General features: G+C 63.8%; 12 protein-coding genes. 4 read left to right on the plus strand and 8 right to left on the minus strand.

Annotated elements, in window-relative coordinates; all coding sequences use genetic code 11:
- The first annotated feature begins 272 nt into the window (after positions 1-272).
- Positions 273-1217, plus strand: coding sequence for a 4-hydroxy-3-methylbut-2-enyl diphosphate reductase (ispH, locus tag PQQ95_RS17855; RefSeq protein WP_408438751.1), 945 nt, complete (start codon positions 273-275; stop codon positions 1215-1217).
- Between the two features lie 10 nt (positions 1218-1227).
- Positions 1228-2382, plus strand: coding sequence for an adenosyl-hopene transferase HpnH (gene hpnH, locus PQQ95_RS17860; protein ID WP_408438753.1), 1155 nt, complete (start codon positions 1228-1230; stop codon positions 2380-2382).
- 156 nt (positions 2383-2538) lie between these two features.
- Here the strand turns inward: hpnH and PQQ95_RS17865 are convergent, their stop codons facing one another.
- A complete protein-coding gene (locus PQQ95_RS17865) occupies positions 2539-3144 on the minus strand; it encodes an MlaC/ttg2D family ABC transporter substrate-binding protein (RefSeq protein WP_408438755.1) in 606 nt (201 codons plus the stop codon).
- Between the two features lie 212 nt (positions 3145-3356).
- Here PQQ95_RS17865 and hpnN point away from each other — a divergent pair, with 212 nt between their 5' ends.
- The gene (gene hpnN, locus PQQ95_RS17870; protein ID WP_408438757.1) at positions 3357-5972 is read left to right on the plus strand and encodes a hopanoid transporter HpnN; all 2616 of its coding nucleotides are present in this window, start codon (positions 3357-3359) and stop codon (positions 5970-5972) included.
- 2 nt (positions 5973-5974) lie between these two features.
- Entirely contained in the window at positions 5975-6973 is a 999-nt protein-coding gene (locus PQQ95_RS17875; protein ID WP_408438758.1) for an MlaA family lipoprotein, read from the plus strand.
- A gap of 322 nt (positions 6974-7295) precedes the next feature.
- Here PQQ95_RS17875 and PQQ95_RS17880 read toward each other — a convergent pair whose 3' ends face one another.
- From PQQ95_RS17880 to PQQ95_RS17910, 7 genes are all read right to left on the minus strand, one after another.
- On the minus strand, positions 7296-8021 hold the full coding sequence (locus tag PQQ95_RS17880) for a phosphorylase (protein WP_408438760.1): 726 nt from the start codon (positions 8019-8021) through the stop codon (positions 7296-7298).
- Positions 8022-8024: 3 nt separating this feature from the next.
- Positions 8025-10049 carry a squalene--hopene cyclase gene (gene shc, locus PQQ95_RS17885; protein ID WP_408438762.1) on the minus strand — a complete coding sequence of 675 codons (2025 nt, stop codon included), beginning with the start codon at positions 10047-10049 and terminating at the stop codon, positions 8025-8027.
- Complete coding sequence (hpnE, locus tag PQQ95_RS17890) at positions 10046-11317, minus strand: hydroxysqualene dehydroxylase HpnE (protein WP_408438764.1); 1272 nt, start codon at positions 11315-11317, stop codon at positions 10046-10048. Before hpnE ends, shc begins: the two co-directional genes overlap by 4 nt.
- 4 nt (positions 11318-11321) lie before the next feature.
- The gene (gene hpnD, locus PQQ95_RS17895; RefSeq protein WP_408438766.1) at positions 11322-12170 is read right to left on the minus strand and encodes a presqualene diphosphate synthase HpnD; all 849 of its coding nucleotides are present in this window, start codon (positions 12168-12170) and stop codon (positions 11322-11324) included.
- 283 nt (positions 12171-12453) lie between these two features.
- Positions 12454-13392 carry a sensor domain-containing diguanylate cyclase gene (locus PQQ95_RS17900; protein WP_408438768.1) on the minus strand — a complete coding sequence of 313 codons (939 nt, stop codon included), beginning with the start codon at positions 13390-13392 and terminating at the stop codon, positions 12454-12456.
- Positions 13389-14012, minus strand: a complete 624-nt coding sequence (locus PQQ95_RS17905; RefSeq protein ID WP_408438770.1) for a chemotaxis protein CheC — start codon at positions 14010-14012, stop codon at positions 13389-13391. Before PQQ95_RS17905 ends, PQQ95_RS17900 begins: the two co-directional genes overlap by 4 nt.
- A complete protein-coding gene (locus tag PQQ95_RS17910; protein WP_028195969.1) occupies positions 14005-14373 on the minus strand; it encodes a response regulator in 369 nt (122 codons plus the stop codon). Before PQQ95_RS17910 ends, PQQ95_RS17905 begins: the two co-directional genes overlap by 8 nt.
- Positions 14374-14401 lie beyond the last annotated feature (28 nt).

The raw sequence follows: 14401 nt of genomic DNA on the forward strand, positions 1-14401 counted from the left end.
TTAAGGGTTCCGCCAAACCGGTGCAGCGTGTAATCATTGCCGCATGCGCCATAGGAGCGGCGCCGGGCGGCGAGCCCGCAGCGCGGCGGCGTACCAACACCCTGACGGGCCCGCCAAAGCAAAGCCGGCCTGATAGCGTTAGAATGCGCGTTTGGTTTTGCTGTACCGGCTGGTCGCCGGGGCTCAAGACGTCAACTAAATAGATGATCGCGGCGATAAAGTCATAGTTACCGGCTTCTTCGAAACCCGCGTCAGTCGGAGTTCGCCCATTTATGCGAGTCATCCTTGCTCAACCCCGCGGTTTTTGTGCGGGTGTTGTACGTGCAATTGAGATCGTCGATCGCGCGTTACAGCAACACGGTGCGCCCGTGTATGTTCGCCACGAGATTGTTCACAATCGGCACGTGGTGGATAACCTGCGCCAGAAAGGGGCGCGCTTTGTCGAAGAACTCGATGAGGTGCCGCATGGCGCCGTGGCAATTTTCAGCGCGCACGGTGTCGCACAGACCGTCGAGCGCGACGCGGAGCAGCGCGGCCTCGACGTGCTCGACGCGACCTGCCCGCTCGTGACCAAGGTCCACGTGCAAGGGCGCCAATATGTGGCCGCGGGTCGTACCCTGATTCTGATCGGCCACGCGGGCCATCCGGAAGTGGAAGGCACGATCGGCCAGATTCCCGGCAAGGTGCTGCTGGTGCAGAGCGAGGCTGAAGTCGCGCATCTGGACCTGCCGCTCGATACGCCGCTTGCGTACGTCACGCAGACCACGCTATCGGTGGACGACACACGTGGCATCATCGATGCCCTGCTGCAGCGTTTTACCGACATCGTCGGTCCCGACACGCGCGACATCTGCTACGCCACGCAAAACCGTCAGGCGGCGGTGCGTGAACTGAGCAAAGAGGTCGAGGTACTGCTGGTGGTAGGTGCAACCAACAGTTCGAACTCGAACCGGCTGCGCGAGATCGGCAGCGAAAGCGGCGTGGCGAGTTATCTCGTCGCCGACGGTTCGGAAGTGAAGCCGGAGTGGTTTGCGAACGCGCAAACCGTCGGCATCACGGCCGGTGCTTCAGCGCCGGAAGAAATGGTAAAGAACGTAATCGATGCGCTGCGCGCATTGGGGCCTGTCGATGTCACGACGATGGCGGGCCGTGAAGAGAAAGTCGAATTCAAGTTGCCATCGAAACTGATGCAACCACTCGCTGCACGCGAAGTTTAAGGAGGACGTCTTGTCTATTCCGCTGCTACAGAAAGTCCGGGTCGGCGCATACATCATGCGTCAGCATCTCTCTGGCAACAAACGCTACCCGCTCGCCTTGATGCTGGAGCCGCTGTTCCGCTGCAATCTTGCCTGCAATGGCTGCGGCAAGATCGATTATCCGGATCCCATCCTGAATCAGCGTCTGTCGCTCGAAGAATGCCTTGGCGCAGTCGACGAATGCGGCGCACCGGTTGTTTCGATTGCAGGCGGCGAGCCGCTCCTGCACAAGGAAATGCCGCAGATCGTGAAGGGCATCATCGCGCGCAAGAAATTCGTGTACCTGTGCACGAACGCGCTGCTGATGGAAAAGAAGATGGACGACTACGAGCCGAATCCGTACTTCGTCTGGTCGGTTCACCTGGACGGCGACGAACAGGCGCACGATCACTCGGTGTCGCAGGAAGGCGTGTACGTCAAGGCCGTCGCAGCCATCAAGGAAGCGAAGCGCCGTGGTTTCCGCGTGAACATCAACTGCACGCTGTTCAACGACGCCGTGCCGGAACGCGTTGCCGCGTTCTTCGACACGCTCGGCCCGATGGGCGTGGACGGCATCACCGTCTCGCCGGGTTACGCGTACGAACGCGCGCCGGATCAGCAACACTTCCTGAACCGCGACAAGACCAAGCAACTGTTCCGCGAGATTTTCAAGCGTGGCAACAACGGCAAGAACTGGTCGTTCAGCCAGTCGGGCATGTTCCTCGACTTCCTGGCCGGCAATCAGACGTACGAGTGCACGCCTTGGGGCAACCCGGCGCGTACGGTGTTCGGCTGGCAGAAGCCGTGCTACCTGGTCGGCGAAGGCTACGTGAAGACCTTCAAGGAATTGATGGAAACCACGGAGTGGGAAAAGTACGGTACGGGCAACTACGAGAAGTGCGCGGATTGCATGGTGCACTGCGGCTTCGAAGCGACTGCCGTGATGGATACGGTGGCGCACCCGTTGAAGGCGTTGAAGGTTAGCCTGCGCGGCCCGAAGACTTCCGGCGCCTTCACCAAGGATATTGCTTTGGATAAGCAGCGTCCGGCTGAGTACGTGTTCTCGCGGCACGTCGAGATCAAGCTCGAAGAAATCGGGCGTGCCGGCAAGGGCAAGAAGGTGCAGACGGCTGCGTCCGCGCACTGAGACTTTCAGGGGCGTTTTGCGCGCCCCGGGTCGTGCATCTTATAGAAGCGCGGTGGCTGGATGGCCACCGCGCTTTTTCTTTGGGTCATCGGCGTGCGCAGCGCGTTTGCTATGCACAGCCGAACGTGCGGTGCCGCTGCGAAGCGGCAGAAAATCTTAGCCCGCGCTCCGCGCGTTATGCGCGGTCAGGAACTTGATCAGTCCATCCACGCCGCCCTTGGAAATCTGATCGGCAAACTGCGTCTGATACACCTGAATCAACCAGGCGCCCATCATGTTGATGTCGTAAATCTTCCAGCCGTTGGCGCCCTTGGTCATCCGGTAATCGATGGCGTCATCGCCGCCATTGCTGATCACGTGCGACTGCACCACCAGGTCCTTGGAGCCAGCCGCCGCGTCGACAGGTAAAAATTTGAACTTCACATCCTGATCCCGCAACTGCGACAGCGAGGCGGCGTAGGTCCGCACCAGCAGCAGCGTAAACTGGTCATAGAGCTGCTTTTGCTGCTCAGGGGTCGCCGTACTCCATGCCTTCCCTACCGCGATCCGCGTGGTCCGCTGAAAATCGGTAGCCGGTACGAATCGCGTTTGAACCAGCTCCGTAATTTTGGCCATATCGCCGCCGCGCGCCTGCGGATCGGCCTTCATCGCGGCCACCGTGCCTTCGACGGCGCTCTTCACCACCGCATCAGGCGCGCTTTGCGCATAGGCCGCCGTGGACACCACAGCCGCAGCCAGAAAAGCAGACAGATAACGTTTCATACGCTCGCCAAAACCCCAGGAAGTAAGTGCCGGCAGGCTCGCAAGCCCGCAGCGAAAGCAGGATAGACCAGTATACCGATATTGCGTTCCCGCCCCAGCCGCGCCGCCCGGGTGTCGTCCTTGCTACCGAAGTGGAGCCGAGTCGCTCCGGCTCTGTATACTTGTGCACTTTCGTCAAAAACGCCACTCGTGATAAGGCCACCTCCGCCTACATGCTGAAGTCATCTATTGTCCGTCTCGTTGCCTATTCGGTGCGCCATCCGTCACGGATCATCGCGCTGTCGCTCGTGCTCGCCGTTTTGAGCGGCTTCTACGTTGCCCACAATTTCAAGATCAACACCGATATCAGCAAGCTCGTCGAGACCGACAAACGCTGGACGTCGCTCGAACATGCCATGGACGAGGCCTTCCCGGATCGCGGTCAAACCGTGCTGGTGGTGGTCGAAGCGCGCGCCCCGGAGTTTGCCGATGCCGCCGCCAATGCCCTGACCGCCGCGCTCAAAGCCGATCCGAAGGAGTTCGTCGCGGTCTCGCAGCCCGCCGGCGGGCCGTTCTTCGAACACAATGGTCTGTTGTTCCCGTCAACCGATGAGGTGTTGTCGACCACTTCGCAGCTCGTTCAGTCCCGCCCGCTCGTCAATGCGCTCGCGCACGATCCGAGCCTGACCGGCCTCGCCGGCACGCTCACCACGAGTCTGCTGCTGCCGCTGCAACTGGGTCAGGTGAAACTGGCCGACATGAGCCATTTGCTGTCGCAAAGCGCAACCACGCTCGACCGCGTGCTGGCCGGCCAGCCGGCCGCGTTCTCATGGCGCGCACTGGTCGACAAGAGCACGGCCACGGATCCGGCGCGCGCCTTCGTCACGGTACAGCCGGTCGTGAACTACGACGCGCTGGAGCCGGGCGCAACCGCGTCGAAAGCGATCCGCGACACCGCCGCTTCGCTGCACCTCGACGCGCGTTATGGCGCCACGATCCGCCTGACCGGCGAACAGCCTCTCGCGGACGAAGAATTCGCGTCGGTCCAGGACGGCGCCGTGCTCAACGGTATCGGCACATTCATCGTCGTGCTGATCATTCTGTGGCTGGCGCTGCGTTCGGGCCGCATGATCCTCGCGGTGTTCATTACGCTGTTTGTCGGGCTCGCCATCACCGCGGCGCTCGGCCTGCTGATGGTCGGCGCGCTCAACATGATTTCGGTCGCCTTCATGGTGCTGTTCGTCGGGCTCGGGGTCGATTTTGGGGTGCAGTTCGGCGTCAAATATCGTGAGGAGCGTAATCGCGACAACCGTCTTTCGGCCGCCCTCATGCATACCGCGCACAGCATCGGCGTGCCGCTGACGCTCGCGGCCGTGGCGGTCGCGCTGAGCTTCTTCTCGTTCCTGCCGACCGCTTACCGCGGCGTGTCGGAATTGGGCGAGATCGCCGGCGTCGGCATGTTCGTCGCCTACTTCACCAACATGACGCTGCTGCCGGCGCTGCTGAAAGTCTTCAACCCGCCGGGCGAAGCCGCTTCGCCCGGCTTCAAGCAACTCGCCCCCGTCGACGATTTCCTCGACCATCACCGCAAGCCGGTGCTGATCGGCACGCTCATCGTCGTGATCGGCGCGTCGCCTTTGCTGACGCATTTGCGCTTCGACTTCAACCCGCTGCATCTGAAAGATCCGCATACGGAATCCATGGCCACGCTGCTGTCGCTGAAGGATTCGCCGGAAGCGGCGGTCAACAACGTGCATGTGCTCGCGCCTACGCTGGCCGACGCGGACCAGAAAGCCGCGCGCCTGCGCGCGCTGCCGGAAGTGGGCCGCGTCACCACGCTAACCACCTTCATTCCGACCGAGCAGCAGCAAAAGCTGATGCTGATTGCCAGCGCCGCGCAGCAACTGCTGCCCGCGCTGCAGCAACCGCCCTCGCCTCAAGCCACGGATGCGGTACGCGTCGCCGCGTTGAAGCGCGCGTCGAACCAGCTCTCGCTCGCCGCCGACGACCACCCGGGCCCGGGCGCCGCCGAAGCCAAGCACCTGTCCACGACGCTGCAAAAGCTGGCCGCCGCCGACGCCGCCACGCGCGACCGCGCCGAAACCGCGATGTCCGAGCCGCTGCGCATCGCGCTGAAGCAACTGGCGGATCTGCTGCAACCGACCGAAATTACGCGTGACAACCTGCCCAAAGAGATTTCCACGAGCTGGGTCTCGAAGGACGGCCGCGCGCTGGTCGACATTGCGCCGAAGGTCAAAGCCGGCACTGATCCGAATGACGACGCCATGCTTGCCCGTTTCGTTCATTCGGTGAAGAAGGCGGAGCCGGACGCGATCGGCGGCCCGATTTCGATCCTGAATTCGGCGGACACGATCATCAAGGCGTTCCTGCAGGCTGCCGGCTATGCCTTGCTGTCGATTGCGATTCTGCTGTGGATTGCACTGCGGCGGGTCAGCGATATGCTGCGCACCCTGGTTCCGCTGCTGGTATCGGCGCTGGTGACATTGGAGTTGTGCGTGGTATTCGGCATGCCGCTGAACTTCGCGAACATCATTGCGTTGCCGCTGATGCTCGGTGTCGGCGTAGCATTCAAGATTTACTTCGTGATGGCGTGGCGCAACGGGCAGACTGGCCTTTTGCAGTCGAGCCTCACGCATGCCGTGTTGTTCAGCGCGGCGACCACGGCGACGGCGTTCGGCAGCCTCTGGCTGTCGCACCATCCGGGCACGTCGAGCATGGGGCGCTTGCTGGCACTCTCGTTGTTTTGCACGCTGATCGGCGCGGTGGTGTTCCAACCCGTGCTGATGGGCAAGCCGCGCCAACGTCGCGCGAAGCGTAAAGGAATATAAGCATGAAGCTGCGAACCACGGTGCTGGCGCTGGCCGCCACCGGTCTGATTTCTGGCTGCGCGACCGGCCCCGACCGCAAGCCTGGCGACCCGTTCGAACCGGCGAACCGCGTGATTTTCAATTTCAACGACGGCGTGGACCGCTTCGTCGCCGTCCCGGTCGCCAAGGGCTACCAGAAGGTGACCCCGCAGCCGTTGCGCACGGCGGTGAGCAATTTCTTCTCGAATCTGGGCGACCTGACCAACGCCGCCAACAACCTGTTGCAGCTCAAGATCACGGACGCGACCGAAGACCTCGTACGTTTCGCGTTCAACTCGACCTTTGGACTCGGCGGCCTGCTTGACTGGGCGACGCCGGCCGGCTTGCCGAAACACCACCAGGACTTCGGCCTGACGCTGGGCCACTGGGGCATTCCCTCGGGCCCGTACCTGGTCCTGCCGCTATTTGGTCCGAGCACGGTACGCGACAGCATGGGTCTGATCGTGGATGTGAAGTTCAACCCGCTGAACTACATCGAACCAGCGGTACGCAACCCGCTCTACGTGCTGCAGTTCGTGAGTGTGCGTTCCGACCTGCTGGGCGCATCCAACCTGCTGCAACAGGCCGCGCTCGACAAATATTCGTTCGTGCGCGACGCCTACACCCAGCAGCGCAAGGCGCGCCTGCGCGGCACCAGCGACAACGCCGCCCCGCTCCCGAACTACGACGACCAGGACGACTCCGGCGCCGCCGCGCCCGCCAAGGGCGCTTCGGGGGCGGCCGCAGGCGCTCCGGCGGGCTTACCCAACTATGCGGACCCGGGCGACGCCGCGGAAGCCCCGAACGCGGCCTCCGGAAGCGCCACAGGCGCCCCGGCAGGCGTACCGAACTACACCGACCCAGGCGAGACGCCGAGCGCCCCAGCGGCAGCGCCTGCTGCGGCGTCGAGCGCAACGACGCCGACGCAGCAAACCGCGCCGACGGACAAGCAACCGCAGGAAGCCGTACCGGCAGCCCAATAAAAGGGATATGAGTAAGAGACCGGCGCGCGTGGAGCGCGCCGCGGGCAGCCCGAAGAGCACCGAACGATACGCGCAAGCAAACCAGACGGTTTTAAGAAGTACGCTTCGGCGCGCGCAGCGCCGCCGGAAGAATGATGCCTTTGTCACTGGCGCCGAATGTGCGGGAACACAGATTCCAGATGCACCACTACCGTAGCTGCGCGGGAGACCCACTTAAGAATTAGCGGTGTGAGCCGCTTTCTCTTGCTTACTTCTCTTTGCGGCGGCAAAGAGAAGTAAGTGCCGCCCCGCACAGGGGCAACACTAATAAACCACTAACAATTCAAGAAAAGGCCAACACCCCACCCTCCCCCATCGCATGCCGCGCCTGCACCAGCGAAGTCCGCGCCGCCCGCGCATCGACAGCAACCTGAATCAACCCCGCAAGCTGTGAAGGCTGCCGCACCAACTCCCGCAAAATCGGCCCCACCGCAGTAGTCCCATCATCCCGCAACCCAGCAATTGCAGCAGAAGGCAACGTCCGCCAGGCCGGATCAACAACCGCCCGGCAAACCGCAAACGGCAACCCATGCGCGGCAGCCGTCGCCCCGGCAATATGCGATTCCATATCGACAGCCAAAGCGCCCGTAGAACGATGCAACACACGCTTATCGTCAGCCGTAACCAAAGGCGCAGTCACCGCAGCTATCAGCCCGCGCCGCAGACGCGCCGCCAACGGCCCTGTCGCCAGCGCGGCGGCGAGCCGGTCAGCCCATGACCGATCGGTCTCAAGCCGCCCAAACGGCCCCACGACAGCGTCCCCGACAATCAGCGCGCCCGGTTCGAGATCAGGCGCCAACCCACCCGCCGTGCCGAAACTGACGATCCCCGAGCAGCCACGCGCGACTGCCGCGCTCAAGGCCCGCTCAAGCAGATCCGCGCGGGCCGCGTAGACCACCTCGACGCCCTTGCCGCGCGCGATGCGCGCTTCGAACGCCATGCCCGTCACCACGACCACCGGCAAAGTGCCGCGACCGGTGTCGGCTGACGCCGTTGTCGAAAGCGGCATCCGTTACATCCCGACCGCGACGCGCGTCAGCCCGTTGCGCTTCAGATGACGGAAGCGCGCCAACGCCCACAACGGGAAGAACTTGCGATAACCGTGATAGCGCAGATAGAACACCCGCGGGAAACCGGTCGCCGTGAAGCGCGTTTCGTCCCACAGACCGTGCTCGCGCTGTTCGCGTTGCAAATACTCGACACCGCGCGCCACCGCCTCGTGATTCACCTCGCCCGCCGCCATCAGGCCCATCAGCGCCCACGCAGTTTGCGAAGCCGTGCTCGGCGCGCGCTCGTAGCCGCGATAGTCGAGCTTGTAGCTCTCGCCGCCCTCGCCCCAGCCGCCGTCTTCGTTCTGGATCGACAGGAGCCACTGCGCGGCGCGCTTCATGCGCGGGTCGTCGTGCGGCAGGCCTGCGGCGTTCAGCGAACACAGCGCGGTCCACGTGCCGTAGATGTAGTTCAGACCCCAGCGGCCATACCAGCTGCCATCCGATTCCTGTTCCTTCAGCATGTAGTCGAATGCGCGTTGCGCCGGCTCGCTGCCCTGCGGAAACTCGCCGAGTTGCGCAAGCATCGACAGGCAGCGGCCCGACACGTCCGCGGTCGGCGGATCGAGCAAGGCGCCGTGGTCGGAGAACGGAATGTTGTTCAGGTAGTACTGGGTGTTTTCCGGCTCGAACGCACCCCAGCCGCCGTCGCTGCTCTGCATGCCGACCACCCATTCGCGCGCCCGCGCAATGGCGTCACGATCGACATCCGATTGCGTCAACGCCGCCGAGCGTTGCATCGCCATCGCAACCACCGCCGTATCGTCGACGTCCGGATAGTGCGCGTTGTTGTACTGGAACGCCCAGCCGCCAGGCCGCACGTTCGGACGGCGCGAGATCCAGTCGCCGCGCACGTCGAGAATCTGCAGCGGACGCAGCCAGGCGAGCCCGCGCTCGGCCGCCTGTTCGGCATGCGCCTCGCCGGTTTCGAGCAGCGCATGCGCCACCAGCGAGGTGTCCCACACCGGCGACAGGCACGGCTGGCAATATGCTTCGTCATCCTTGATGACGAGCAGCTTTTCGATCGACTGACGCGCGATTGCGCGATTCGGATGATCGGCCGGATAGCCGAGCACGTCGTACATCATCACCGAGTTGGCCATCGCCGGGAAAATCGCGCCGAGGCCGTCTTCGCCATTCAGCCGTTCGTCGACAAAGCGCACCGCCTCGCGCACCGCGTGGTCGCGCATCGCCTTGGGGAACAGCCCGTCGACCATGCGCAACATCACGTCCACACCGCTGAAAAAGCGGAACCAGCCCTGATGCTGATGCGGCGCCCGCTCGCGCATGCCGGTGTTGACCGGCGCGCCGCGGAACAGCTCGTCGATCCGCACGCGGCGCGGGTTGCGCGCCACCGGCCGCTTCGCGTTCAGCGCCAGCAACGGCACGATCACGGTACGCGCCCAGTACGACACCTTCGACAGATGGAACGGGAACCATTGGGGCAGCAGCATGATTTCCACGGGCATCATCGGCACGGCACGCCACGACACCACGCCGAACAGCGCGAGCAGAATCCGCGTGAACACGTTCACCGTTTCCGCGCCGCCGTTCGCCAGAATCGCTTCGCGCGCACGGACCATGTGCTCGGCATCCGGTGCGTCGCCGATCATCTTCAGGGCGAAGTACGCCTTCACGCTGGCGCTGATATCGAGCGCGCCGTCGGTGAAGAGCGGCCAGCCACCGTCCGCGAGCTGGATGCGGCGCAAATAGCGGCCGATCTTCTGCTCCAGTTCCACGTTCGGCGTTTCGCCGAGATAGTGGACCAGCAGCACGTATTCGGCGGGAATCGTCGCGTCGGCTTCGAGTTCGTAGACCCAGTGGCCGTCCGGATTCTGTGCGCCGAGGATCGCGTCGGTGGCACGCGTGATCGCGGCGTCGAGCGGCGTTGCGGACGCTTGCGGCGCAGCGCTCGACTCAGTCGGCACCGCATCGGCGATTTCGGGCAGGACGGCGTCCAGCGGCTGGGCTTGAGATAAGTCGTTCATCGGCGTTCCATCGGTTGATTCAGCAGCGTGTCCGCGGCCTTCTGGCCGGAGCGGATCGCGCCTTCAATCGTCGCGGGCAGGCCGGTGGCCGTCCAGTCGCCCGCGAGCATCAAGTTGTTCCAGCGAGTGCGCGTGCCGGGGCGCAGTGTTTCCTGATCCGGCAACGCGGCAAACGTCGCGCGTTTTTCCGTGACGACCTGCCAGACCGGCATCGGCTCGGCGGGCAAATTGGCAGCCTGAGCCACTTCGGCCCAGATGGTTTTCGCCAGCGCTTCATGCGGTGTGTCGAGTAAGCGCTCGGCGGCGTTGACCGTAACCGACACGCGACCTTCGAAGGCGAACAGCCAATCGGCCGTAGCATTCAGCAGCCCCGTGATCGGCGCCATGCCGAACGGCGGCTCGACCGCGAAATGCACGTTGATAGTCGCGGCGAAGCGATTCGGCGAGCGCAAGCCGGGCACGAGCGTCCGTGCAATGTCCGGCGGTACCGCGAGCACCACGGCCTGATTGGCTTCGATCGCGATGCTTTCGTCCGCGAAATTCAGCGCCGAGACACGGCTGGGGCCGGTGTCGGCAAACACCATGTCCGTCAGGCGCGAGCCGAGCCGGATCGCCGCGCCGCCATGTTGCAGCAGACGCAGCGCAGGGTCGACAAAGGCGCTGCCCAGACCGTTCTTCGCCACCAGAGGCCGGCACGCCAGACCGCCGGCGAGCAGCGTCTCCCGGACCATCGCGGCCGTGAGTTCCGCCGACGCTTCACGCGGCTCGACGTTGAGCAGCGCGAGAAACAGCGGCCGTAGCAGCCGGTCCCACAGCGGGCCATTGCAGAGCATGGTTTGCGCCACACTGCGCCCGGGCTTGGCGAACAGCAGCGGCACGAGCGCCAGATAATCGCCCGGGCCGGTATTCGGCACACGCGCGTTCGGGTCGAAGATCCACCAGGGCAAGCGGCCAGGCGACATGCGCACGGTCCAGCGTGCCCGCGTCGCCAGATCCACAAACGGATACTCGGGCTGAGCCGGGCCGACCAGCTCGTCGGCGGCGCCGATCACACGCACATAGTTGAGCGTGGCGACATTGCCGGACAGCACCATGTGATTGCCGCTATCGATAGTGGCGCCCAGCTTCGGATCGTAATACGACCGGCAACGACCGCCGGCCTGGGGCGCGGCTTCATGCAACACGACTTGTGCGCCGCGCCGCTGCAATTGCACCGCGGCGGCCAGGCCGGCGAGGCCGGCGCCAATCACATGGACGAGCTTCGGCATCAGCTCAGAAGAGCGCGTAACGCGCGACGATCCACAGCATGCGCAGTTTCGGCTTGCTGACCTTCGTACGCGGAATGTCGAAACCGCGCTCGAGCGTGCGTTCGAGCAGCACGCGATAGACGCCCGACATGATGCGCGGCGCACGCACGTGGCTACGCGGCTCACGGTCCATGATCGCGTCGGAGGCGGCGAAATGCTCCTTGGCGCGCTCGGCAAGCGTGGCGCAGACACGCGGCAGCGACGGATCGTCGGCGATCTGCGCCGGGCTCTTCACCGCGATGCCTTCGCGCGCCAGCAATTCGTGCGGCAGGTAGCAACGGTTGATGCCGGCGTCTTCGTCGATATCGCGCAGGATGTTGGTCAGTTGCAGCGCGCGGCCGAGATGGTGCGCCAGCAAACGGCCCGGCTCCTCCTGCATCCCGAATATCCTCACCGATAGACGGCCCGCCGCACTCGCGACACGGTCGCAGTACAGGTCGAGCGTGGCTTCGTCGGGGGCGCAGATGTCGGCGGCGGCGTCCATCGCCATGCCGTCGATCATCGCGTGAAAATCTTCGCGTTGCAGTTGAAACGTATGAATGTGCCGCGTCAGCGCGCGCAAGGAGGCGCGCGGTGCGCCGGCGTAGCACGCGTCGATGTCGGCGCGCCAGCGCTCGAGCCCCGCGGCGCGTTCGGCGCGCGGCATGTCGCTGTCGGCGATATCGTCGACGGCGCGGCAGAAAGCGTAGACCTGATACATCGCATCGCGCTGCGCGGCCGGCAGGATGCGCATCGCGAGATAAAACGAGCTGCCGGAGGTGGCGGCAGCGGCGTCGATTTCTGTATCGTCCACGACAAGATTGGAAACAGCCAAGACGATCTCCGCTGGAGGCGCCCGCTGAAAGGCGTTCAAGAAGTTTTAAGACCTACCCGCTGGGTAAGCGGCCCGCGCGCGCGGACACGCGCGAAACACCCGGCCAGGAGGCCGGAAACGGCGAAAAGTATAACAATCTTTGTGAGATGCCGCAGTTTAGGGGTGAATAAGGGGCCGGAAGAAGGACCCTGCACGAGGCACGCCGCGGGTCGGCTTTCGGGAAATCGTCCGACAATACATGAGGAAGGACCTGCCTGCGCCATACGGCGGCCGGGCGGAAATCTCAGGAAAAAGCCACCGAGCGGTTGCGTCCCTGCCGCTTGGCGCTGTACAGCGCCGCGTCGGCTTCGTTGATGAGCACGTCGTACGCGGGCACCCCCACGCGCGCTGCCGCACCGCCGACGCTGGCGGTCACCGGCACGCTCGTGCCCTGCACTTCGATCGGCGTGTCGGCGATCGTGCAGCGAATTTTTTCCGCGACCCGCATGGCGTCTTCGAGCGGCGTGCACGGCAACAACAAGGCAAACTCCTCGCCACCGAAACGCCCGAAAGTATCCTGCGCCCGCACCACCCCGGCGACTCGCTGCGCCATCACGCGCAACACCGTATCGCCGACGCCATGGCCGAACTGGTCGTTGATTTTCTTGAAGTGATCGAGATCGAACAGCAGCACGGACATCTCGCCGCCGTAGCGCTGCCAGCGCGTGTATTCATCGCGCAGGCACGCTTCGAAATAACGCCGGTTGGCGATGCCCGTCAAACCGTCGCGATCCGCGTATTCCTGCAACTTGGCAACCGCCTCTTCACGCTCGCGCTGCACGATGCTGACGTGCGTGACATCCGAGATGGTCACGCACACGGCCACCACTTCGCGATCGCGCATCAGCGGCATGAACGTGCAGTCCTGCTGCATGAAATCGACGCCACCGGTAATCGGCCGGTCGTGATCGAACTTGAAGAGATAGGGGCGCTGCTCCCACGAACTGAACGCGAAACTGCCGAGCTGGAACACGCTTTCGATCTTGCGCGACAACCACACGCGCGGCAATTCCGGAAAGTGCGTGAAGAGCGATTTGCCGACCACCTGTTCCGGCAACAAGCCGCTGTGATCCTGCATGAAGCGATTCCACATGAGCACGTTCATATTGCGATCGAGCACGAAGATGCCGAAACCGACACGTTCGACCACCAGATCGCTCAACGAGTCCACGGGCACATTCATAGGCTGGACAACAGCTCGTCGAGCGCCTCGTTCATATGGCGGATCGACTCTTCAGCCATCAGCATCACGAGGTGCGCGCGGAAACTCTGATCCTCGAGCGCGAAATTGACTTCGACCAGCAGCGCGACTTCCCATTGCAGCACGTCCGGCTGGAACACTTCATCGAGCGTCATCGCTTCGCCGAGCAGGCCCGGCGCGGAGAAGACCGGCGTGCGGCCGAGCTGGTCGAGAATGCACGAGACACACGCGCCCGTCAGCACGTTCGCGACGTCGAACACGAGTTCTTTCTGGCTCACCGCCTCATAGCTCGAGCGCGAATACGGATCGCTCACGAGCGAACACAACTGGTCGATGCTGTCGCTGCGGCAGATCACCAGCGCTTCGCCCTTGATATCGGAACGAAAACCCTGGCGCACCGCGCTCACCGTGTCCTCGATCCCGGTCATTTCGCGCAGCGCCTGCGCCGCCTCGCTCACCGCCACCACCTTCACGCGCGGCACCGACAATTCGATGAACGCATCGAGCAGGCGCGCGAGGCGCGTCGCGGCCTGGCCCATCGCCAGATTGGCGACCTCTTGCAGCGCGTCGCGCCGGTCTTCGGTGAGGACTGGCTCAGACATACAACCCGTACTCCTTGAGGATGGGAAGTACCGCCTCGGGCGTCACGGGCTTGGCGATGAAGGCGGCGGCGCCGAGCGCGCGCACGCGCGACTGGGCCATCGGCTGAACATCGGCGGAGACGACAATGACGAAGGTGTTCAGATCCTCATGCTGCAAGGCTTCCAGCACCTGGTAGCCGGTCATGTCCGGCATCGTCAGGTCGAGGAACATCACCGACGCTTTGCCTTCGCGATACAGGCCAAGCGCTTCGCGGCCGTTGGTCGCGTAGGACACGTCGACATCCCAATCCGGCGGCAATGCCTTGGTGAGCACCTTGCGGGCAAGCAATGAATCGTCGGCGATCACAATGGGCAAGGGCATGGGCGGGTCAGTAAGCGGAATTAGCTCT

This window comes from Paraburkholderia caffeinilytica (assembly GCF_046030355.1).
GTDB classification, from domain to species: Bacteria; Pseudomonadota; Gammaproteobacteria; order Burkholderiales; family Burkholderiaceae; genus Paraburkholderia; species Paraburkholderia caffeinilytica_B.